We start from the raw sequence: 23,037 nt of genomic DNA, 5'->3' as shown, positions 1-23,037 counted from the left end.
ACAACTTAAGAGTAACCGCTTAGAGGCTGGCGCGAACTTTGTCGGCCATGTCGTCAGATACCCACTGAGTCCAGATATCTTCGTAGTTTTCGAAAAAGTAGTCGGCCACCTGATCGGGTTCGGCGCTATTTTCATCGGCCCAGCCGAGCAGTTTGTTGACTTCCTCGGTGGGGATGTTGACCGCCTCAAAGAAGGCTTTCAGTTCCGGTGCGGCCTTGCCGAATTCGGTATTGATGCTTTTGTGGATGCGCGCTGTCGGGTAGGCGCTGGCAACCGGCTCGGCACATTCCGGGTTCATATTGCAGCGGAACCCATCAGCTTGGTAATCCGGCATTTCCAGCTGCACCATATCGAATTTTCCGAGCACCGCTGTGGGCGACCAGTAGTAGGTCACGAAGGGGCGGTGGCGACGGTAGTTCGAGGCGATGGCGGCATCCAGTGCAGCGCCGCTGCCGGGTGAGAACATGACGTAGTCGTCGGTCAGTTCAAAGGCTTCCAGCAGGTTGTTATTGACCGCGCCACAAACCCAGCCTTCCGGGCAGTTGTAGATGCGGCCTTTGCCGGGTTCTTCCGGATCTTCGAACAGATCGGCGTAGTCGGGCAGGTCGTAGACTGAGACCAGACCCGGGTTCTCTTCAGCCACGTAAGCCGGAATCCACCAGCCTTCTATACCGCCGGAGTAAGTGCTGCCGAGCGATTCAACGATGCCTTCTTCGTTGGCAGTTACCCAGTCTTCCGGGGCAGAGTCGATCCAGGTCTCGTTATAGATATCGACATCGCCACGCACCAGAGCGGCAATCATCGGCACCGTATCGCCGGCTTCCACCTGGGTTTCGCAGCCGTAACCTTCTTCCACAATGGTGCGTTCAATTTCCACCATCATCAGGTTCGACATCCAGCTCATGCCCGAAAAACGGACCGGGCGATCGAGTTCACAAGCAAAGGCCGGCAGGCCGACCAACAGTAAAACCAGCGCCAGCAAAGTCGTCTTTTTCATGGGAGCGTCCTTTATCTTCGGCGGTGTGTTAGGGGGTGTGGGAACCTTGGAGGTAACAGGCATGAATCAGCTTCGGGTTCCATAGCGCCACAGTATTACGCAGTGGTTTTTGAATTGCCAACCCGACTCAGTCTTGTACGCAACCTTGAGCCAAGGCAGGATATCGACCGTCTCGATGCAGGTAAGTTCCCATGACCACAGGCAATAATAACGATAACGCCCTGGTACGGCTTGAGCGTCGCCAGGCGTTGCAGCTGATTCGACTGAACCGACCCCAGGCGTTGAATGCGCTGAATCTTGAACTGATCGAAGCATTAACCCAGGCCTTGCAGCAGGCGTTCGATGACGACTCAGTGCGCAGCATCTGGCTGGAAAGCACGACGGAAAAAGCGTTTTGCGCCGGTGGCGATGTCAAAGCACTGGTCACCGACGTGACCGGCCATCCGGCTGACGAACAACGGCGCATCGGCCATCGCTACTTTGCTGCTGAATATCAGCTTGATGCGATGATTGAACACAGCCCTAAACCGATCGTCGCTTATGGCCGTGGTCTGGTGATGGGCGGAGGCTGGGGGTTGTTTGCCGGGGCTGATCTGCGTCTGGTTGATCACCGCAGTCGTTTTGCCATGCCGGAGTTGCAGATTGGCTTGTTTCCCGATGTCGGTGCTGGTCACTTTTTACAGAAACCGGATTGGCGCGCGGGTACCTTGATTGGCATTTCTGGTATGCATCTGACGATGAAGGATCTATTGGCGTTGCAATACGCCCATGCCGAGACAGATGACGAACAGGTGGCCGCACTACAAGCCAGCCTTGCCGCCGGCCAGTTGCCGCACCAGTTAGAGTTGACAGAGCCGACCCACGAGGTTCAGGCGCACCGCCAGGCCTGGCAACAGGCGTTGGATTCACTCGGCGACCCTCTGTTGAACGACTGGATGACGGTCGTGCGCAACAGCCATTTTGCGCCGTTTCAGGCGGCTGCCGAACAATGGCGTACGGCCTCAGCGTTAAGCATTGCGCATTGTTGGTATCATTTTAAACGCCTGCGGAAAGCCAGCCGGTTGCAGGCGTTGGCAACCGATCTGGTGGTGGCCTCGAACCTCTGTAGCGAGCCGGAATTTGCCGAAGGCGTTCGGGCATTATTGATCGATAAAGACAAACAGCCCCAATGGCTGTATCCGCAGGTTGAGTCGGTCCCTTTTAATCTGATTGAACGTTTTTACCGACCGTTGCCGTTTGAGACGGCATCGATCGAACAGCCCGTTTGACGGTGAGAAAAAGATCATGTCTGACGAAATTGTAATTGTTGCCGCCAAACGAACCCCACTGGGTGGATTCCAAGGGGCGTTGTCGAGCCTGAAGGCCACCGACCTGGGCGGCGCCGTTATTGCTGCCAACCTGGCACAGATCAGTTTGAAGCCTGAATCGGTGCAGGATGTGCTGATGGGCTGTGTCTTGCCGGCCGGTCTTGGTCAAGCACCGGCGCGCCAAGCAGCGCTGAGTGGCGGTTTGCCAGAATCGGTACCGACCACCACCGTCAATAAGGTGTGTGGCTCGGGCATGAAAGCGCTGATGTTGGCGGCCGATCAAATGCGTGCCGGTGACATCGATATCGCCATTGCCGGTGGGATGGAATCGATGTCCAGTGCACCTTATCTGATGCCCAAGGCGCGATCGGGGTATCGCATGGGCCATCAGCAGGTGTACGACCACATGTTTCTTGACGGGCTCGAAGATGCTTATGACGGTCGCGCCATGGGTGTCCACGCCCAGGCGACAGCGGACGAATACAATCTGACTCGCGAGGCCATGGACGACTATGCATTGCGCAGTCTGAGCCGAGCTCAAAACGCCATCGAACAGGGTTACTTTGAAAACGAAATCGTGCCGATAACAGTCGCTGATCGGCGCGGTGAAACCCGAGTGACTCAGGATGAGCAGCCCGGCCAGGCGCGGCCTGATAAAATTCCGCAACTGAAACCGGCTTTTGCCAAAGACGGCACCATCACCGCAGCGAATGCCAGTTCAATCAGCGACGGTGCGGCGGCGTTGACGATCATGACGCGCCGCCGTGCCCAAGCATTAGGGCTGGCACCGATGGCGGTCATTCGCAGCTACGCCAGCCATGCTCAAAAACCCAGCACCTTTACCTGTGCGCCCATCGGTGCCATGAATACGGCTCTGGCCAAGGCCGGCTGGCGTAATACCGATGTGGAGCTCGCGGAAATCAACGAAGCATTTGCCATGGTCGCCATGCTCGGCATGCAGGAAGTCGGATTAAGCCCCGACATCACTAACATCAGTGGTGGTGCCTGCGCTCTCGGACATCCTCTGGGGTGCAGCGGTGCCCGTATTATCGTCACCCTGTTGCACAATATGATCCGCTTGGATCAGCGCAAAGGCATGGCCGCGCTCTGTATTGGCGGCGGGGAAGGGACGGCGGTGTGTCTGGAGCGGGTTTGAATACAGTCAATCATTGAGCATCAAAAAAAGGGCCGTCAGGCCCTTTTTTGTGTAACGCGTTGTCTTATTCCGATTCAGGAATTGAGGGATTGATTTGCCACAGACCGGCTTCATCCTTCTCTCTAATTTCAGCCAGAGTCTGCGCCTGGATGTCCTCAGTTAAAGCACGACGGCGGTTACTGGTTGTGAATCCGCCGCCTGAGCGTGGTCGCTTATGCACCACTAACTTGGTGTTCATCACCGTGATGGTATCTTCCTCAATTGCAAAAGGAATGTAGATTTCACGGGGATTGGGTATGTACTGAAAACTCATCGAAGGGGATGACTTCACACGTGTCGTTTGCACACCGAGATAATACGCGCCCGGCTCATAAGGCCCGAAGGTGCGGACATGAATGCCGCTGGCCGGGCTCAGTTGAATAGGGTCGATATCGATATCGTGTTCGAACACCGTAAATTCATAAACATAATAGAAAGTGCCGACACCGCGGACTTCCATCGGAAAGGCCAACATGCCACCACTGGTTTCACTGGGAGAGGGGAGAGATGAACAGCCATCGAGCCACCCTAGCAGGCGTCTTTACAAAGCTCCAGCCAATGTTGAATGCCCGGGCTGCGGAATTTCTGGCGGTGCAGTACGAAATAGAAATCGCGCTGGAAATTACGGTGCGGGACAGCCAACGGCACCAAAGTACCGCGTTTAAACGCTTCCTCCAGGCAAACCCGCGACAGGCACGCAATCCCCAAACCGGCCTCAACGGCTCGCTTGATCGCTTCGGTGTGTTCCAGTTCGAGGGCGATTTCCAACTCGTTCAATAACCCGTGCATACCACGCTCAAAGGTTTGACGGGTACCGGAACCGGGTTCGCGGACGATCCAGGGCTGATCGACCAATTGAGCGTCCTTTAATGGACCGGCTTTGGCCAGGGCATGATCCGGGGCACAGAAGATGACGAGCTCGTCGGAACGCCAACGCGTGACTTCCAAGTCTGGATGGTTAATCTCGCCTTCGATCATGCCCAGATCCAGATCAAACGTGAGCACACGGTCGGCAATGGCGCGGGTATTGGCAACTTCCAGCGTTACCCGGGCATTCGGTTGGGTGGCCTTGTAGTGCGCCATTAATTCCACCGCCAGGTAGTTGCCAATCGTCAACGTTGCCCCCACCTTTAGCCGTCCCAGGTCATGATGACCGGTCAAGTCGGCTTCCAGTTGGTCGGCTTGTTCGAGCAGTGCTTCGACCCGCGGCCACAACTGGCGACCCACTTCATTGAGCTTGAGTCGCTTACCGGCCCGTTCGAACAGGCGGACGCCGTACAGTGTTTCAAATTCGCGCAAGGCACCGGAGGCTGCGGACTGAGACATATGCAGGCTGGCGGCCGCACGACTGATGTTTTCGTGATGGGCGGTCGCTAGAAAAACCTGGAGTTGGCGCAGTGTGAATTTCATATTGGTAAAACCAATTAAATATATCGGAAATAGTCATTTTGCCGATAAGCCGTCGCTGCGTATAGTGTCACCCATATAACTCGTTATTAATAATTTAGAGGTTCTTATGTCGAATTTGAATATTGAAACCGTCACCAGTGTTCGGCATTGGAACGACACCCTGTTCAGCTTTACCACCAGTCGTGATCCGGGTTTCCGTTTCAAGAATGGCTATTTCACCATGATTGGGTTGGAACAGGATGGTGGTCGTCCTTTGCTGCGGGCTTATTCGATTGCCAGTGCCAACTACGAAGAAGAGCTGGAATTTTTCAGCATCAAAGTGCCGGACGGCCCGCTGACCTCTCAGTTGCAGAACATCAAACCCGGTGACGAAATCTATGTCGGCCGCAAGCCGACCGGTACCTTGGTGACCGATCACCTGTTGCCGGGTAAAAACCTTTGGTTGCTGTCCACCGGCACTGGCCTGGCGCCGTTTTTGAGCATTATCAAAGACCCGGAAATTTACGAGCAGTTTGACCGCGTTATTCTGACCCACGGCGTACGTCAAGTGTCTGAATTGGCGTATCAGGACATGATCAGTGAATTGCCGAACAACGAATTTTTCGGTGAAATGATCGACGGTAAATTGCTGTATTACCCGACTGTTACTCGTGAAGAGTTCCGTAACCAGGGCCGTCTGACCGACCTGATGACCAGCGGCAAGCTGTTTGACGATCTGGGTTTGCCGAAGCCGTCATTGGAAGATGACCGCTTTATGCTCTGCGGCAGCCCGGCCATGCTCAAAGACACCACCGACATTCTCGACAGCTGGGGTTTTAAAGAAACCCGCGCCGGTAACGTGGGTGAGTATGTGATCGAACGGGCCTTCGTCGAAAAGTAAGATCGGCCGTCTTAAAAAACCGGTGCAGGGGTAACCTTGCACCGGTTTTTTTATGGGCTTAGGACAGTGTTAACGCAATCTGAGCTAAAGCGTTGGCCAGAGCCTCGGGTTGTGACAGGAAGGGCGAGTGACTGCAATTCAGTGTCATTACCTGGGTTTTGCCGCCTAAAGCATCGTCTACGGCATCGATCATAAAATCCTGGCCGGCGATCGGAATGGCTCTGTCCTCGGTGCAGCGAATGTAATGGCGCGGCTGACGGCCGAAGCCACCAACGCTGATGGGCGAGGGTTCCATCACCACCGAAGCGGGTTCATCGCAGTGTAAATGGCTGAGTTGTTCATCCGCGTCGGCATCGTCCAGATCACCATAAAAGGCGGAGCGCAGTTTGGCGCGGTAAACCAGATCAGCGCTGGCCGGATCGAGACGCAGCGCACCAACGACGGCGGGGTCCGCCAAAAAGAGTGGGGCGACTTCCTCGCCAGCCATGCGTTCATGCTGAATCATGGCGATGGCCGGCATGTTTGGCGGCAACATAAAAGCAGCGAGATAAACCAGCGAATCGACGGGTTGTTCCAGTTGTTCTGCGACGGCCGATAGGGTTAATCCGCCGAGTGAGTGGCCCACCAGCATGACGCGGTCACCCACTTCCCGCAGGGTACGAATGAGGTTGATCACCGCACCGGTCCGCTCAGCCTGCGTAATATTGGCATTGGGCGAGGGTTCGCTGGCAAACGCCTGAGCATCGAGCGGACGCTGCTGGAAACTGTCAGGCGTTTGAGCGTTTTTGCCGGCGCCGGGCAGATCCAGACGGTGAACAATCAGGCCTTTGGCGGTCAGTAAGGGTTCGAGTGCTGACCAGCATTGCGCGCCATGCCAGGCGCCATGAATCAAGATACAGTGCAAACGGCTCATGATGAGCTCTCCCGCTGTTGTTTTTGTTGTGGTGTTCTTCTGACGTATTTTGTTTCAACATGACCGACAACAAACTGGCCAGCGGAGAAAAAACATGGCTGCCGGTGAACATCACATCTTGACCACTCAGGCGCATTCGACAGCGCATCTGCATCCGCGCCTGCAATTCGATTGTTTCTGCGATGCCATTGCCAGCACCTACGCAGGCATTCAACCAGAACGTTTGACCCGGCACGGGTTTGATGCTGAATTTCGCTCGGTGAGCTTGAGCCAGTTGCACTTGGCGCGCTTGGATGCGCCGGCGCACCGGGCGAGTCGGGGCAGCCGTGAGAAAGTGCTGCAGCCGGACGACAGCTTGTTTTTGAATCTATCGCCTTACCTGGATTATCACGCCGATGTGGCGGGTCGGCCGTGCACCGCCCGCGCCGGTCAACCGCTGCTGCTGGATAACAGCCAGACCTTCCATTTGTTTTTTGACCCTGCGCCGCGAATGCGACTTTACAGCCTGCGGCTGACGCCTGAGCAATTGGGTGTGACGGTGACGCCCGCCTTGACCCACACCCTCAATCAGGCCTTTGTCAGTGATCCACTGGGCCGCTTGGCCAGCCAGCAATGGCGTTTATTGGTGGAGGCCGCCGAGATGGAGCAGTGGCGCGCGGTGAATCAGATGAGTGAGCTGGTGTTGCCGCTGTTACGGCAACTGGCTCAGCAGCATCAGGACGCCGAGGCTGTTGGGGCGATGGACATACGCTACATCAAAACGGTGGCGTCGCTGTATCTGGCAGATCCGGATTTTAATCTGCTGCAGCTGGCAACGCATTTCGGCTGCTCACGGCGGACTATACAGGCGCGTTTTGCTGAGGCGGGTGAACGGTTTTCCAGTTGGTTGATGAACGAACGATTAGAGCGCGTTCGACAGCAGTTAAGTGACCCGGCGCAACGCCAGGTCAGTACTGAACAGCTGGCGTTTGCTCAGGGGTTCAGCGATGCCTCTCATTTCCGGCATCGCTTTAAGGCGCGTTATGGCCTGGCGCCCCAGGCCTATCGACGCCGTCAGTTGGATCAATACTGAAACCGGCTGACCGCTGTGTTTTGTTGCTCGACCAGTTTATTCAGACGCTCGAAGGTGGCGCCATTTTTCGAGGCATTGGAATAGATGGCATCCGACAGTTCCGCAATGGCTTCAATGGAGCGCGCTACTTCGTCAGCCGTGGCGCGCTGCGCACTGGTTCCCTCGGCAATGTGCTGGCTCATTTCGGTGATGTCGTTCAGCGCGCTCAGAATATCCTGCAAGGAGTGATCGGCTTCGGTGGTGCGGTTAACCACTTGCTCCACCCGGTCGCGGTTATGCGTCATTAACTCGACTGCGGCGTTTGCGCGTGTCTGCAGGCGTTCGATCATCTCGTAAATTTCTTCCGTGGAGCTTTGTGTCCGGCTCGCCAAAGTGCGCACTTCATCGGCGACGACCGCAAACCCCCGGCCTTGTTCTCCGGCACGGGCGGCTTCGATGGCGGCGTTCAGCGCCAGCAGGTTGGTTTGCTCGGCGATGTCCTGAATCACCTCCAGGATGGTCCCAATGCTCTTTGATTCTTCCTGGAGGTTGTTCACCACGTTGCTGGCTTCGGTCAGATCGTTAACCAGCTGTTTAATTTCATTCTGACTGGCGGCCATATTGCGTTGGCCCTGGGCCGCGGAATCGTGCACGGCTTGCACGCGCTCCAGGGTATTGTCGGAATTGTCGGAAATGTCGCTGGCTGACGACGTTAATTCGGTGGCTGCTGTGGCGATGGAGGCCGACTGATCTTTTTGCTGCTGCAGTTTCTGAGAGCTGGATCGGGTGGTTTCCGATACCTGGTGTGACACTGAGGCAATTTCTTTGGAGGTGTTCTTGATGTCGCTGACGATAACGCGGGTGTGATCGATCAGCGCGTTAATGCCCTGACCGATTTGGCCAAATTCATCGGCGCTGCGCACGGTCATTTGCTGCGACAGATCGCCTTCGGAGACGGCGCTGAGCAAGTTGGTGATGGTTTTCAGCGGCCGTCGAATGCTGCGAATCAGGGACAGCATGATGGCTACGGCAATCACCAGAGACACCACTAACACGCCCAGCACAATGATGCTGGCGCGCTCATTCGCCGACGCCACCTGCTGGCGAAGCGTTTCACTTTGTTCGCTTAAAGCTGTGGTGACCAGACCCAGACTGCGCACGCCACTGTTGACCGTATCGGCCAGAATCGACAACTCACGGCTGGAGAGTTCTTCGGCACGCAGAGACCGCAGGTAGAGCGACAGAGTGCCGGTTTCGCCAGAGACGGCGGTTTGCAACAACTCAACGTAGGTCGACAGGTAACGATGGATGATGGCGTTGCTGTCGGCCAATCGTTCCATACGCGATCCCAGTCGCTCCAACTCACGGGCCAGGTCTTCCTGCACCGCCAGCACCTGGCTGGCGGTGGCTAAACCGTTGATGCCATTGATACCGGTACGGACCAGATCGATGCGATCAAGCACATAGTTGGCATCGGAACCAATCTGCCGGGCTTCGGACGTTGTCTGCTGACCGAGCATTTCCAGCACCCGGTCGACGATTTTCATATCGTCGCTGAAGGTCAGCCAGCGCGAACCCTGTGTCTGGAATTCCCGCATAAAGGCTTGGCGACTGTTGAGGACAGTCCGGCGAGTTTGTAAGTGTTGCTCACCCAGGCGCAAGGCTTCATTAATGGTGCTGTTGGCTTGAGCCAGTGCATCCACCAAAGGGTCGTTGTCACTCAGGCTGTCAGCCAGTCCAGTGCGAATGCGATTGACGTCGGCTTTGGCACTGGTGAAATCGGTTTCATAGCGTTGCAAATCTTCATCGCTTGAAACGGCGGCGTGCTGGGATACGGCTTTGTTGGCATTCTGCAGAGCAATCACCAGGCGATAGGCCTGTTGCATCCGAGGTACCACTTCGGACGTGGTGGTCTTAAAAAGACCGCCAACGGAGGCTTGGTTGGTCAGGGCGGAGACTGTAATGCCGACCATCAGCAGCAGAATCAGTGCAAATCCCAGAGCCGTTTTCATGACCACCGTAAACTTCATGGCGGAACTCCTAACTAGAGCGGTGAACAGGTCGTTACTGTAACGACAGTTTACCTGATTCATTGAATTGAAATACGGTGGATCTACCGAACACTGTCCGGTCAGAGCGCATCAGGCTTGTGCTTGCGAGGTTTTATCCGGGTCAATAAGATGCCTGCTGATTTCAGTTGGGAGTGGCCGTATGAAAGAGGTTTCGGTAGGCAGCGTGTTGCTGATGTTGTTATTGGGTTTAACGTCGGGTCGGGTCCTGGCGGATGACCCCATTCGCATCGCTCATGTTTACGGTAAGACCGGGCCGCTGGCGAATTATGGACAGCAAAGTCACGATGGCTTGATGCTGGGTTTGGAATACGCCACCGAAGGCACCATGAGCATTAACGGCCGTGCGCTGGAAGTGATTGAAAAAGACAGCCGTCTGGATCCGTTGCTCGGCCGTTCGCTGCTTGAAGAAGCGTATGTTGAAGACGATGCATTAGTGGCGGTGGGACCATTGTCGTCGTCCGTGGCAATCCCAATGTTGCCCGTCGCCCGGCAGTACCGGCGCATCTTATTGGTTGAGCCGGCGGTCGCCGATACCATCACCGGGTCCCGGGGTAATCGCTATGTGTTCCGGACTGGCCGTTCAGCCAGTCAAGAAGCCGTCGCCAACGCAGTCGCTCTGGCGCGTCCGGGTTTGAAGATCGCCACCATCGCGCCGGACAACGATTTTGGTCATAACACTCTCGCGGCTTTCCGTCAGGCTCTGGTCGGCACCGGTGCTGAGATCGTGCATCAGGAATTCCTACCCGCCGGCAGTGACGATTTCAGGGCCGCCAACGAGCGCATTTATACGGCACTGGCCGACGCAGAGGGCGATCGGCTGGTGTTCGTTAATTGGGCCGGAGCGGGCGATCCTCTCGCTCAGTTGCAGGCGATGAACCCAGCGCAACAAGGCATTCGTCTGGCGGCAAACGGCGGTTTTCTGTCGACCTTGGCGGGCTATAAGGCCTACGACGGCCTGGAAGGCGCTAACTATTATTACTTTGAACACCCCAGTAACAGCGTCAATGACTGGCTGGTGGAGCAGTATCTGGCACGCTTCGGCACGCCCCCGGATATCTTCGTTGCCGGCGGTATGACCGCAGGCATTGCCTTGGTCGAAGCCCTGCGTCGCGCCGACAGTACCGACACCGATGATCTGATTGAAACCCTGGAAGGCATGCGCTTTAACAGCCCTAAAGGCGATATGCTGATCCGCGCGGAAGATCATCAGACGTTGCAGTCCATGTATCACTTCCGGTTGCGCACCGAAGACGGCGTAGAGTGGGCCATTCCAGAGTTGGTGCGAGAGATACCGTTAGCGGAGATTCCGTTACCGATCGGCCGTTAAGGGCCGTGGCGTGGGGCGTGGCAAGCACGCCCTGACCACAGGCGTTATGAAGTGGGCGTGGTATCGGCGGCTTTGCTGCCGCCTTTCAGGCGTTTGTTTTCATCTTCCAGCGACTTTAAGCGGCGCAGCATGGACTGGCTGTCGCTCATAAACTGACGCAACAGGGACTCCATCTCTTCGACGTTTTCGCTGCTGTCGGGACGTTCGTCGGCCGGACGCTGCGGTTCGGGTGCCGCACTCTCGGCTGCTTCGGCGTCTTCCTGCAATTGCTGAACGGCGTTTTCCATCTGTCGCAGCAATTTCTGCAGTTGATCGATTTCTTCTTCCTGCTGCTGGGCGAGCAATGAAATATCGGCGTCTTCCTGGCGGACATCGTTGGCGGTTTTGCGCAACTTAACCAGCACGTCTTTCTGTTCGTCACTGAGCGCTTTGAGGTGTTCTGGCATCGGCGGATGATCACCATCGATCTCATCGGCTTCGGGTCGTTCGGCCAACTGACGCAACAAATCCTGCTCGCGTTCGGACAGATTACCAATCGCCAGCTGCGCCTGTTCCAATTCCATTTCGAGCACGCTGACACAGGATTGAGTATCCCGCACCAGCAGTTCCAGACGGCCGATTTCTGCCTCCTGATATTCGGCCACCTGTTCACGGTCGCCGCCGCTGCGCAGTTGATCTAGCGAATCGCGCAGGTTAGATACCGACTCGGCTTGCTTGTTGGTGTTCGCCGACAGTTGCTCAACGTTTTCTTTATTCAGCGGATTGCCATCTTCGCTCTTCTCTTTAAGGCTGGCCATCTTGGCGCGGAGTTCACGCACTTCCTCATCCAACTCGTTCTTGGCCTGTTGCGCGGCTTCCATCTCTTTTTCCATCAGATTCATGGTGACATCGGCGTCTTTGATGTACCGCTCCATGTTCTGCATTTGTTGCTTCTGCGCCTGCTCGAACTCTGGTGAGTTGGGATTCATCTGTTGCAGTTTCAGGCGCAGTTGGTTGAGAGATTCCTGCATGTCGAATTTGTCGCAACGCAGCTGGTAGAGCTCGTCGGCGTATTGGCCAGGTTCTGGCTTTTCCATCATGCGATCGTTGCTGATATCGATGCTCTTAAAGTCTTCGAGCTCTTTCTCCAGGAAGGAAATTCGGTCTTTAGCGGCTTCGTATTGATTGCGGTATTGCTTGAGATCGTTCTCCAGCTGTTCGTTGCGCAACTCTTCGCCCGCCAGTTCCTTGCGACTGCTGGACCCCGGTTCGACGCCTAATTCGCGCAGCGTGTCACCGGCTTTTTCCTGCCACATCTCTTCGTCGATATCACCGGAGAGCAGTTGTTGTTCGAGCTCAAGAATGCGGCGACGCATCCAATTGAGCTGCTCGGCGGGATCCGCACCGGGTGGTTCATCGGGGTCGGTGCCATCCTGGCGGGCGTCTTCGCTGAGTTGCTCAACGCGATCACGCAATTGCTCCGGGATGGTTTTGCCCGCCGATTCGGCGGTGCGTTTGACCACCTCGAATTCGGTGGTCAGCTTTTTATTTTTGGCGCGCAGTTCGGCAATTTCTTGCTGGCGCTCCTGCTGGCGGCGCAGTTTTTCCCAACGCATTTCTTTGAGAATGGCCACCAGAACATGGTAGAGCCGCCCCCGGAAAAACAAAAAGACGGTAATAATGAAGTAGACCACCGCTACTTCGGCCAGGATGAAAAGGGTCATCTGGTCAATAAACATGGCGGTCTACAACTCCGTTTTTAGACGCGGTCAACCCAGCCGCTCGGCTGGCGAGTGTCACTCTGGCCATCGGCGGAATAGGTTTCAGTGGGGGCCAGCAGATTGCGCAGAATGGTCATTTGCGCTTGCTTGCGGCTGGATAGAGTGGCCAGAACCTGCCGGTTAACGGCGCTGTGCTGGTCATTGACGGTCAGGCTTTGCCGCAGTTCGCGCCAGCGGTTCTGCCAGCCTTCGCGCTCGTTCTCAGCCAGGTTTTGGGTCCAGGCTTCAAAGGAGGCAAAATCGGGGTCGATGTTTTGATCGGCACACCATTGCAGCAATGTCTGGGAGGTCGTCAGCAGCGCTTCAGTGTGCTGGCGCTTTCGCTCAACCAGAGTTTTTAGAGCCGTTATGTCGGCCGACTTCAATGCCGCAAGTTCTTCTTCAAGCAAAGGCTTGAAGGCGTCGCTGGCGGCCTGGGCATCACGCAGTGCTGCGTCCAGGCGGGTCAGGGTTGTATTGTCGATGGTCATGTCGCCGAGCCTCCCCAGCGACGCCCTTAACCTTGATACCCTCAGAGCTCGGATTCAAAGCGTCTAAAGGCGGCCGCCAGTTTCTCGTGGTCAATCTTGTAGTCGCCACCTTCGATGGCGCTGCGTATGCGGTCTACTTTCTCTTGATCAATTTCCGGCATCTGACTGACGGTTTCTCCAGCCGTCTTCAAAATGCGGGCTCGATCGGAAAGTTGAACCACATCGCTTTCACTAGCAGATTCCGTTCCACTTTTTTGTGCAGCCGGGGTTCCAACGTCACCAGCGCCATCATTCTGGCGGGTTTTGGTGGTGCCCGTTTGGCCGGATGTAAGGCCGTTGATGTTCATGGCCATGTCTAACCTCGCTGAAAATATATTTTTCTGGAGGGGTTAACGGCCGTCTCTCCAGGAACTTTAGCCCTGATTGTGACAAATTTCCGTTATTTCCCCAAATGTTAGCGCATTCGGCGCCGTTTCTCGTCGTGTTGTCGTTAGCGGCCAGCGGTTTCTACCACGCCGCGCTCCTTGATATAGGCATGAATGGTGTCTCCTGAACGCAGGTTTCGTACCGGTATCTGTTCACCCGCGCGCCCTTGACGCAATGCTTCGCCCAGGGTGCGAACCGATAGGGGACCGCTGTGCGACAGGATGTAAACCCGATCGCCCCGGTCGACCAGCATCGGCGGTTCGGCAATATAGGGTGTGACGACCTGACCGTTGTTAACGCTGCGCGCCAGTTGATAGCCGATCAGATCGTCGGGCGTTTCAAAATAACCCTGGCGCAGGCTGGCAATATCCGTATTCTGCATCCGCAAATCGGCCGCTGTTAGACGGTGACCGCGATCCAGATTGGCAGCGGTGACCACCACGGGCAGGTGAATGGCGACGGTGACCGGTACATAAAGCTGCCAACCTTCACTGGTGCAACTGACTTTAGGCGTCAGACGGCTGCCCAGATCCTGCCCCCGCCAGTCGACGTCAATGGGTGACGTACAGGGCGTCAAATTGCCGGCAACCGCTTGCAGCTGAAAATCAAATTGGCTGTTTTCCGCGTCCAGGTCCGGATGATGCTGCGCCAGTTTTTCGGTCAATGCCGTATTCAGGGCACTGCTGATCTGGTTTTGCGCAGACAGCGGGGTTGCCTGTGCGGTTGCCACGCTCAGCATTAAAGGAATTAAGCATTGGCCGAAACGGGCCGATAGCCTGGGTAATGATTGCATTCGGTTGTCCTGTGCCGATAGCCGTCTATGCTTACTGCCAACGGGGGTCGCAGTGGGCGTTAAGCGGTACTGAGATCCCATTGATATGAACGACCTGAGTGTCGGTGTTTTGACACCAATCAGGGCTTATAGAAGGTTAGTGCAAAGGCTGTGCCTGATATTGATAGGCGTCAGTCTGTGCATTTAGGTAGACGGAGATGGCCATGGCCGGTGTGCTTGATAGTGTTAACCAGCGTACGCAGCTGGTGGGTAAGAACAGACTGGAATTGCTGTTATTCCGGCTCAGTGGTGACCAGCTGTACGGCATCAACGTGTTTAAGGTAAAAGAAGTGCTGCAATGCCCGCCATTGACGCAGATGCCACAAAGTAAGTCGGTGGTTAAAGGTGTGGCGCACGTTCGCGGTGGGACCATTCCCATCCTGGATTTAAGCCTGGCCATTGGTCAGGCGCCGCTCACCGATATCGAGAACAAACTGACCATCATCACTGAGTACAATATGCGCAACCAGGGGTTTATGGTACGCGGGGTTGAGCGGATCATTAATATCAACTGGGAAGAAGTGCAGCCACCCCCCAAGGGTTCAGGTCATGAACACTTTTTGACCGCTGTCACTCGGCATGAAGATAACCTGGTTGAGATCATCGATGTTGAGCGCATCCTGGCGGATGTGGCGCCGATGAAAGAAGACGTCAGTGACGGTATCATTACCGAAGAGGCCACGTCTGCGGCGGTTTCCAAGCAGGTGCTGATCGTCGATGACTCTAAAATTGCTCGCAAGCAGATGACCAAAACGCTGGAGCAGGTTGGTCTGACGGTGGTGGCACTGAACGACGGCCGGGAAGCGTTGGATCATTTGTTGGGGCTGGTGGATGACGGGGTGGATCCGGTTGAGCGCTACCCCATTGTTATTTCCGATATCGAAATGCCGGAAATGGATGGCTATACCCTGACGACCCACATTCGCGCTCATGATAAACTGAAAGGCCTGTACATCCTTTTGCATACTTCCTTGAGTGGCGTGTTCAACAAGAACATGGTGCAAAAGGTGGGAGCCAACGAATTTCTCGCTAAATTCCAGCCTGACATGCTGGCTCAATTGGTTATCGAGCGGGTGACCAATCTGGGTGGCGAATTACCCGCGGTTGAAGGAGATTTATGAAGCGGTGCAACCGTCAGCCGGGAAGGCTGATATCCAACCGGGCCACGACTGCAGTGAAGGAGCTTAGGCTTTAATGGTTGATGTGAACCAAGGCTATGAAGCCTTCTGTGATTACCTCGAGCAGCACAGTGGTATTTGTTTGGGCGCGAGTAAGCAGTATCTCGTTTCCAGTCGTTTGCGAAAAATACTGCAAGAAGCCGATATCAATACGCTGACGGACCTGGTTAACGCCATGTCCCGTCCTGGCGGTCAGACTTTGCGTTCTGCGGTCATCGATGCCATGACCACGAACGAGACGCTTTGGTTTCGAGACATCCATCCGTTTCGCATACTGGAAGAACAGCTGCTGCCTGAGTTTTTCCAGCAGAAAGTGAATCGTCCGCTGCGTATCTGGTCCGCTGCCTGCTCAACCGGGCAGGAACCCTATTCAATGTCGATGATGATCGAAGAATATAAACAGAAGAATCGGGTGTTCAGCGCGGGCGAAAAAATCATCGCAACGGATATTTCGGCCACAGCGTTGGAAGCGGCCAAGTCGGCCGAATACGCCATGCTGGCGATCGGTCGTGGCTTGGATCCGGAACGATTGAAGCGGCACTTTGAAGAGACGCCGGCGGGTCGCTGGAAGGTCAAAGCGCCCATCGCCCAGCGGGTTGAGTTTCGTGCCATCAATCTGCAGGACAGCTACGCCTTGTTGGGTAAGTTTGACATCGTCTTCTGCCGCAATGTGCTGATCTATTTTACTGCCGATCTCAAGCGCGACATCCTGTCGCGTATTCATGCCACCTTGAATCCTGGTGGTTACCTGATGGTTGGCGCTTCCGAAGCCGTCAATGGTTTAGGCGACCTGTACGAAATGGTCCATTGCCGTCCTGGCATCATTTACCGCAAACGTTGACCTCAACAAGCGGCATACCGGCAACGGCCAAGCCTTGCCGGTATGCCGGTACCACCCCCGCCAAAAACACCTAAATCACTGATAAATAAAGAAAAATAAAATTGGCACCTGCTTTGCAATAGGTTCTGCAACTGAACTAAAAGCGGCAAAGAGGTGTGCGATGTCTGCACTGGGTTTCAACAACTCTCTCGGGATTCACGATAACGCTCTGCTGGTACGCGCTGAGCGTTCGCAGGTGCTGGCCAATAACCTGGCTAACGCGGATACCCCTCATTTCAAAGCACGCGATATCGATTTTAAAGCGATTCTGCGCGGCGAAGTGGAGCGCAGTAAAAGCCTGGAAGTGAATCGTACGGATAACGCTCACATTCCCGGCCGCGTTCGCGAAGAGAGCGAATTGCTGTACCGCTTCCCGTATCAGCCGTCGATCGATGACAACACCGTCGATCCGAACGTCGAGAAAGCCGAGTTCACCAAAAACTCCATCGACTACAACTCCAGTTTTGATTTCCTCAACCGCAAGTTCAAGGGCCTTGATGGCGCATTGAGAGGGCAATAAGGATGTCATTAAGCAACGTCATTAATATTTCCGGCACCGGCATGACCGCTCAGTCGGTGCGCCTGAACACCACGGCGTCCAACCTGGCGAATGCCCAGAGTGTCAGCTCCAGCATCGATGAAACCTATCGGGCTCGCAAACCCATTTTCCAGCAGTTGCAGCAGCCTTGGCACGAGCGCGACATCCTGGCGCCGGTCGATCTGGAGCATGATGTCGGCGAGGGCGTTAAAGTGCGCGCCATTGTCGAAAAAGACGCGCCGCTGGACATCCGTTATGAACCGACTCATCCCTTCGCTGATGAAGAGGGGTATGTGTATTACCCCAACGTCAATGTCGTGGAAGAGATGGCTGACATGATCTCGGCATCGCGCAGTTTTACCGTGAATGTCGAAGTCTTTAATACAGCCAAAACGATGATGCAGAAAACGCTGACGATGGGTCAGTAATAACCGGCTAGGCACTGGCGGGTTTTATAGAGCGAGGTTTCACCATGGCGGATGTCAACAACGTATCGGGCAGTTCACCGCTGAACCAATACGACATCGGCAATAAGAAAGAAACGAAGACCAACAGTAACGAGTTGGGTCGTAACGAGTTTCTGGAGCTGATGATCACACAGTTAAAAAACCAGAACCCGTTGGACCCTCAGGATAACGCTGAGTTCGTTGCCCAGTTGGCACAGTTCTCCACGGTAGAAGGCATCGAAAACATGTCTTCGAGTCTGGAAGGCATGTCGTCTTCCTTTACCTCATCGCAGGCGCTGCAAGCCACGGCGCTGGTGGGTGGCTCGGTCACCGTTAACGGTCAGGATGCGAGCATTTTGCAGCATGGCGATCTGGTGTATGGCCTGATCGAAGTGCCCAGCGGCGCCAACAACATGACCTTGCGCATCACCAATGCGGCCGGTGAAACGGTTGAAGATGTTGCCTTGGGGAATCTTCCGGCAGGGGCCGCCACCATGAAATGGGATGGCGCCAATCTGGAAGTGAACGGTGCCCTGGTTGAGATCGATTACGACAAATTCGAAACCGATGAGGACGGCAACATCATTCCTCATCCGCAAGGCGAATATTCCTTTGAAGTGTTCGGCAATGTGAGCGGTGTGCAAGAAGAGATGGAAATGAACATGAGTTCACGCGTCGATTCGGTCACCCTCGGCAGCGCCGGTGAAATCCAGCTGAATCTGGCCGGTGGCGGCAAAGTCATCACCATGGACGATGTCCTGCAGATCAACAGCGCGTATTGATGGCCGGGCCGGTTTTGCCGGCTCAATTGAATGGAACGTTAGGAACGAACTTGGCGGTAACGCGGGTTCTGGCTCTGTAACAGCGCAGTGCGAGGTGCAATACGATGAGCTTTACAACGGGTCTTAGCGGCATCGCGGCCGCCAACAAGGACTTACAGATCACAGGTAACAACATTGCCAACGCCAGTACGACCGGTTTTAAAGCCAGCCGTGCCGAGTTTGGCGATGCCTATACCTCGTCTTTTATCGGCTACGGCCAGGACAAAATTGGTTACGGGGTTAACGTTGTTAACGTCGGTCAAAAGTTTGAGCAGGGTAACATCAGCCAGACTAACTCCGCGCTGGATATGGCGATCGACGGCGAAGGCTTCTTCGTGACCGAATACCCGAACGGCAACATTTCCTATACCCGTTCCGGTATTTTTGGCATCGATAAAGAAGGGTTTATCGTCAGCAACCAGGACGCCAAACTGCAAGGTTATGGTGTCACGGCAGGCAACGACATCAATACCGGTGTGCTGACTGACTTGCGGGTCGATAAAGCCAATCAGCCACCGCGTGGCACTCACCAGGTGGATGCTCAGGTGAACGTGCCCGCCGGTGCTCAGGTACTGGCTGAAAACGGCAGCCTGGTGACCACCTCCGGTCTGGCGATTGGTTCGGCGCAAGTCGGTCCGACCGAAGACACCAATACCGTCTTGAACACCGTCGGTGTGCCCACCACGGCCGGTACCAATGCTGAATTGATCGGTGGTATTCCGCGTGTGCCTTATCCCTGGCAGCCAACGCCGGTGGAAGCGTCGTTCACCATGGACATCGAACTGCGCGGTCCGAACATCACCGGTACCAACAACACCGTGACTGGCACCATTCAGCCGTTTGACTCCTCGCAGGTCTACGACGATGTGTACGACCTGGTGGATGCCATTAATGCGTCGATTACCGGTGACTCCGGTCTGCGTGGCAAGGTTGAAGCGGTGGTCAATGATTACGGCGGTTTGTCATTTGAAACGTCCGGTGTTTATGCCACCGACGGAACCGCGATTGTCAGCATCGTCGACAACGTCGGTACCCTCAGCGGCGACAACTATTTGAACTTCCAGAACGGTACCATGATGGTATCGGGCACGGCGGAACCCGGTTTAACCGTAACCAACGCGGCAACACCCACGGTGGTAACCGGTGGTCGGAACCTGGCCTCCATTGACAGCGTCGGTGCCTTCCTCGATGGCGAAGCCGGTAACACCATCAACTTCGTCGTTAACGAAGGGGGTGTGCCCGTTACCGTCAGTTTGACCGTACCGCCGGGTGGCTGGACTGACCCGAACGACTTTGTAACCAACGCCGGTACCGGTCTGCAAAACGCCATGGCATTGGCGGGTTCGCCGGTAACCGCTACCTACAACGGTGTGTCCGACCGACTGGAATTCACGGCCGGTACCCCTGGTGATGTGAGCCTGACGATCAGCCATATTGCCACCAGCACCAGCTCGGTCGATATGACCGATCTGGGTATGACCACCGGGGCCACCTTTGCGCCGACGGTAACGGCCGGTCTGGAGCAAAACGACGAACTGACCATCGACCTCGACAGTGGTGGTATCGTCGATACCATTACCTTGACGCCGGGTACTTATGCCGACGTCGATGCGCTGGTGGCTGAAATCAATGCGCAAATTAACGCCTCCGGTATCTTGAACCCGGGTCCGGCCGAAGTGCGCGCCTTGAATGACAATGGCCTGATCGTGTTCGATCGCCTGAACAACCCCGGTGCGGCGACAGCGAATATCGATATCACCGCAGGTACGCTGCCGGTGCCCGCCTTTGCACTGAACTACTTTGGTCTGGCGACGCTGGATAAGCAGGCTTCTCCTGCGGTGGTAGCGCCAGTGCCGGGCGATGATCTGTTCGCCAATGGCGGCTCCATCGACCTGACGTCCGACCCGGGCCAGGCGGCAACCTTGGTCAGTAACACCCAGGCTGAGCTGGACTACAACAGCACCACGCCGGGTACATTCACCACCCTGACCAGTTCCAGCACGCTGAACTTCCTGGATAACACCGGTCCTGATTTCGGTGACGCTGAAGTCGGTAATACGTTTGCCTTCGGTATTGCGGTCGGCAGTGCATCAACGACGGGTATTACCATTACGGTTCCCGGCCCAACCGGTTGGGCATCCCAAGCCGCCTTTGCCGCTGATTTGGAAACGGCCATCAATGGTGCTTTAGGCCCGGCCACCGTCGCGGTCTCTGTCGACGGTGCGACGAATCAGTTGATCATTCAGGCGGATACCGCCGCGGGTGTAGGACCGAACAACATCACCATTACTCACCTGCCGGGTGCGACCAACACCACCTCGTTCGACCTGGAAGTGCTGGGCTTGGCATCGACGTCATCTCCGGGTCCGACGCTGGATCCGGGTGAGCCGACCATTCTGGCGAACAATGAGTTCACCTTGTCGGTGGATGGCGGTGTTCCGCAAACCATCATCGTCCCGCCAGGCACCTTCGCGAATGTCGATGACCTGGTGGCGGCGATTAACCAGCAGATATCCACCAACTCCATCCTCAACGGTGAAGTGGTGGCGTCTCAGGTGAACGGACGCCTGGTATTTGAGCGCACCGAGATTGGTAACTTCCCGCTGGACATCGACATCAACGGTTCTCCGCAAACGCTGGAAGCCTTGGGTATGGACAGTGCGACCAAGGTGGAAGGTGAAGATCCGGTTGATCGGGAAAATTCATTCCGCATTAACCTCAGCGTACCGTTGCCGGATGAGGACAACCGCTCTGGTTCGGTTGTGATCAGCCTGGATGAAGACATCCGTTCCATCGATCAGTTAGCGGCAGCCATTAACCGCGAATTGGCCGCTGTTCCGGACGATGAATACATCGGTGTGCAAGCGCGTGTTATTCAAAATGACAATGGCGAAGAGCAGTTGATTCTGGAAGCCACGGTCGAAGGCGAACCATCGCAAATTTCGGTCAGCAACATTCGTGCGCCCGGTGAAGACCTGGATGTTGAAGCGCTCTATGGCTTGCTGCAGTTTGCTCCAGTTGCGGGTGATTACCTGGTTCTGGGCGAAGCCGCAGTCACCAATGGTTACCCCGAGCAGGGCGTTGTGATCTACAACGAAGAAGCCGACGAGCGTGAGCTGGTGACGATTCCGGAAGGGTCAACCGCCGGTGAAATTGCTGCCCTGTTGAGCGAATACGAAGGCGTGGATGCGTCGGCGGAAACCGAAGTTCGATTGCTGTCACAGAACTACGTGAATTCCGGTGATATGAACATCTACATCAACGGTCAGGTGATTGAAGCGAACGATCTGGAAGAGATGGTGGCTGAGATCAATCAGTACCAGCAAACGTCTCTGAACAGCATTACCGCCGAATTCGATACCGAAACCGGTGATGTGGTGCTGACGTCCAGTACCGGTATCGACATTTCGGTGCGCATTGAATCACCAACGGTCACCGACTCGTTGCGAGTGCAGGGTGTTGAAGGATCGGCGCCGGTGGTTCTCGGTGGCAGTGTCGATGCGGAAACCAATGCGCGCATTGGTGGTTACGTCGATATCATCCTCAACGAAGGCTACACCATGCTGGAACCGGACCCCTATGTCGCGGGTCTGTTCAATGGCCTGGGTGAGGATGCGTTCGAACCCTATACCATTAACGAGTTCAACCCGGATGATTCCGACACCTACAACGAAACGCGTGCGCTGCGAATCTTCGATTCCATCGGCAACGAACATGAGATGCGTTTCTTCTATGTGAAAGATGAGCCGGATCCGGATCGCCCCAACTCACTGAGCACCTGGACGGTCTACCTGCAGGTCGATGGTGAAGACATCGGTGACCCGAATACGAACCTGCCGTTCCCGGAAAATACACAGCCGACCATGGCGTCGCACAAGCTGTATTTTAATGCCGACGGTACCTTGAATGAGGAACTGACGGGCGACTTCCTGATCTCCAACTGGAAGCCGATCGATCCGGAAACAGGTGAGCCGACCGGTGCCTATATTGGCCTGCCGGAAGCTCAGGGCGGTGCCTTGCCGATCCCAGATCCGAACTTTAATTCCAACTTCGCGATCTCCTTCGATGGCACCACTCAGTACGGTGGCACCTTCGCCAACAACAACCTGCAGCAAGACGGTTATGCCTCTGGCCGACTGTCTGACCTGGAGATTGATGACGCCGGTATTATCTACGCCCGTTACAGCAACGGCGAAGCACTGAAACTGGGTCAGGTGGCGCTGGCGTCCTTTGCCAACACCGAGGGTCTGGTGCCGGTCGGTGATACCGAGTGGGTCGAAGGCTTTGAGTCGGGTGATGCCGTCATCGGTGAGCCAGGAACGGCCTCACTGGGCACCATTGAATCGGCCGCTTTGGAAGATTCGACGGTGGATTTGTCGGAGCAGTTGGTACACCTGATCATCGCGCAGCGAAACTATCAGGCCAGCTCGAAGACGATCGAAACGGCCAACGCCGTGACTCAGACGATTATTAACCTTCGGTAAGGGCTAGTAAAAGGCACCATCGGCGCCTTTTACGCTGAACGGGAGACGGA

At 55.6% G+C, this 23,037-nt stretch carries 20 protein-coding genes; 11 read left to right on the top strand and 9 right to left on the bottom strand.

The annotated features are described in order from the left end of the window. Positions 1-19: 19 nt before the first annotated feature. Positions 20-997 (bottom strand): ABC transporter substrate-binding protein, encoded by a 978-nt coding sequence (locus BGP77_RS14815; protein ID WP_158269398.1) that lies wholly within the window; start codon positions 995-997, stop codon positions 20-22. Positions 998-1,188: 191 nt separating this feature from the next. Here BGP77_RS14815 and BGP77_RS14810 point away from each other — a divergent pair, with 191 nt between their 5' ends. Then, complete coding sequence (locus BGP77_RS14810) at positions 1,189-2,265, top strand: enoyl-CoA hydratase/isomerase family protein (RefSeq protein ID WP_108165481.1); 1,077 nt, start codon at positions 1,189-1,191, stop codon at positions 2,263-2,265. A gap of 16 nt (positions 2,266-2,281) precedes the next feature. After that, positions 2,282-3,460, top strand: coding sequence for a thiolase family protein (locus tag BGP77_RS14805; protein WP_108165480.1), 1,179 nt, complete (start codon positions 2,282-2,284; stop codon positions 3,458-3,460). A gap of 64 nt (positions 3,461-3,524) precedes the next feature. Here BGP77_RS14805 and BGP77_RS14800 read toward each other — a convergent pair whose 3' ends face one another. After that, entirely contained in the window at positions 3,525-3,974 is a 450-nt protein-coding gene (locus tag BGP77_RS14800; RefSeq protein WP_108165479.1) for a hypothetical protein, read from the bottom strand. 53 nt (positions 3,975-4,027) lie between these two features. Further along, positions 4,028-4,909, bottom strand: a complete 882-nt coding sequence (locus BGP77_RS14795; RefSeq protein WP_108165478.1) for a LysR substrate-binding domain-containing protein — start codon at positions 4,907-4,909, stop codon at positions 4,028-4,030. 106 nt (positions 4,910-5,015) lie between these two features. On the opposite strand from BGP77_RS14795, the gene BGP77_RS14790 reads away from it, so the two are divergent. Then, complete coding sequence (locus BGP77_RS14790) at positions 5,016-5,789, top strand: ferredoxin--NADP reductase (RefSeq protein WP_108165477.1); 774 nt, start codon at positions 5,016-5,018, stop codon at positions 5,787-5,789. Between the two features lie 58 nt (positions 5,790-5,847). On the opposite strand, the gene BGP77_RS14785 is transcribed toward BGP77_RS14790, so the two are convergent. Then, positions 5,848-6,702 (bottom strand): alpha/beta fold hydrolase, encoded by an 855-nt coding sequence (locus tag BGP77_RS14785; protein ID WP_108165476.1) that lies wholly within the window; start codon positions 6,700-6,702, stop codon positions 5,848-5,850. 94 nt (positions 6,703-6,796) lie between these two features. Here BGP77_RS14785 and BGP77_RS14780 point away from each other — a divergent pair, with 94 nt between their 5' ends. Next, positions 6,797-7,774: an AraC family transcriptional regulator gene (locus tag BGP77_RS14780; protein ID WP_108165475.1), complete on the top strand. Its 978-nt coding sequence runs from the start codon at positions 6,797-6,799 to the stop codon at positions 7,772-7,774. On the opposite strand, the gene BGP77_RS14775 is transcribed toward BGP77_RS14780, so the two are convergent. Next, positions 7,765-9,783: a methyl-accepting chemotaxis protein gene (locus BGP77_RS14775; RefSeq protein ID WP_158269397.1), complete on the bottom strand. Its 2,019-nt coding sequence runs from the start codon at positions 9,781-9,783 to the stop codon at positions 7,765-7,767. The genes BGP77_RS14780 and BGP77_RS14775 overlap by 10 nt on opposite strands. Positions 9,784-9,964: 181 nt before the next feature. Here BGP77_RS14775 and BGP77_RS14770 point away from each other — a divergent pair, with 181 nt between their 5' ends. Beyond that, the gene (locus tag BGP77_RS14770) at positions 9,965-11,152 is read left to right on the top strand and encodes a substrate-binding domain-containing protein (RefSeq protein WP_108165473.1); all 1,188 of its coding nucleotides are present in this window, start codon (positions 9,965-9,967) and stop codon (positions 11,150-11,152) included. Between the two features lie 44 nt (positions 11,153-11,196). Here the strand turns inward: BGP77_RS14770 and BGP77_RS14765 are convergent, their stop codons facing one another. From BGP77_RS14765 to flgA, 4 genes are all read right to left on the bottom strand, one after another. Continuing rightward, positions 11,197-12,855 (bottom strand): hypothetical protein, encoded by a 1,659-nt coding sequence (locus tag BGP77_RS14765; protein ID WP_146171267.1) that lies wholly within the window; start codon positions 12,853-12,855, stop codon positions 11,197-11,199. Positions 12,856-12,890: 35 nt separating this feature from the next. Then, positions 12,891-13,382 carry a flagellar export chaperone FlgN gene (gene flgN / locus BGP77_RS14760; RefSeq protein ID WP_108165471.1) on the bottom strand — a complete coding sequence of 164 codons (492 nt, stop codon included), beginning with the start codon at positions 13,380-13,382 and terminating at the stop codon, positions 12,891-12,893. A gap of 41 nt (positions 13,383-13,423) precedes the next feature. Beyond that, complete coding sequence (gene flgM, locus BGP77_RS14755) at positions 13,424-13,735, bottom strand: flagellar biosynthesis anti-sigma factor FlgM (protein ID WP_108165470.1); 312 nt, start codon at positions 13,733-13,735, stop codon at positions 13,424-13,426. A 137-nt stretch (positions 13,736-13,872) separates the two neighbouring features. Continuing rightward, positions 13,873-14,601, bottom strand: coding sequence for a flagellar basal body P-ring formation chaperone FlgA (flgA, locus tag BGP77_RS14750; protein ID WP_158269396.1), 729 nt, complete (start codon positions 14,599-14,601; stop codon positions 13,873-13,875). 203 nt (positions 14,602-14,804) lie between these two features. Between flgA and BGP77_RS14745 the strand changes: the two genes are divergently transcribed. The 6 genes from BGP77_RS14745 to BGP77_RS14720 all read left to right on the top strand — a co-directional run bounded on the left by BGP77_RS14745 (position 14,805) and on the right by BGP77_RS14720 (position 22,987). Beyond that, on the top strand, positions 14,805-15,761 hold the full coding sequence (locus BGP77_RS14745) for a chemotaxis protein CheV (protein WP_108165468.1): 957 nt from the start codon (positions 14,805-14,807) through the stop codon (positions 15,759-15,761). A 73-nt stretch (positions 15,762-15,834) separates the two neighbouring features. After that, positions 15,835-16,659: a protein-glutamate O-methyltransferase CheR gene (locus tag BGP77_RS14740; protein ID WP_108165467.1), complete on the top strand. Its 825-nt coding sequence runs from the start codon at positions 15,835-15,837 to the stop codon at positions 16,657-16,659. Between the two features lie 160 nt (positions 16,660-16,819). Beyond that, a complete protein-coding gene (gene flgB / locus BGP77_RS14735; protein WP_108165466.1) occupies positions 16,820-17,218 on the top strand; it encodes a flagellar basal body rod protein FlgB in 399 nt (132 codons plus the stop codon). Between the two features lie 2 nt (positions 17,219-17,220). Further along, positions 17,221-17,664: a flagellar basal body rod protein FlgC gene (flgC, locus tag BGP77_RS14730; protein ID WP_108165465.1), complete on the top strand. Its 444-nt coding sequence runs from the start codon at positions 17,221-17,223 to the stop codon at positions 17,662-17,664. A gap of 44 nt (positions 17,665-17,708) precedes the next feature. Further along, complete coding sequence (locus BGP77_RS14725; protein ID WP_108165464.1) at positions 17,709-18,464, top strand: flagellar hook assembly protein FlgD; 756 nt, start codon at positions 17,709-17,711, stop codon at positions 18,462-18,464. A 104-nt stretch (positions 18,465-18,568) separates the two neighbouring features. Further along, positions 18,569-22,987 carry a flagellar hook-basal body complex protein gene (locus BGP77_RS14720; RefSeq protein ID WP_108165463.1) on the top strand — a complete coding sequence of 1,473 codons (4,419 nt, stop codon included), beginning with the start codon at positions 18,569-18,571 and terminating at the stop codon, positions 22,985-22,987. The last annotated feature ends 50 nt before the right edge of the window (positions 22,988-23,037 follow it).

Origin of the sequence: Saccharospirillum sp. MSK14-1, assembly GCF_003054965.1 — a bacterium.
Taxonomy (GTDB): Bacteria; Pseudomonadota; Gammaproteobacteria; order Pseudomonadales; family Natronospirillaceae; genus Saccharospirillum.
This window is presented reverse-complemented; position numbering and strand designations above follow the sequence as displayed.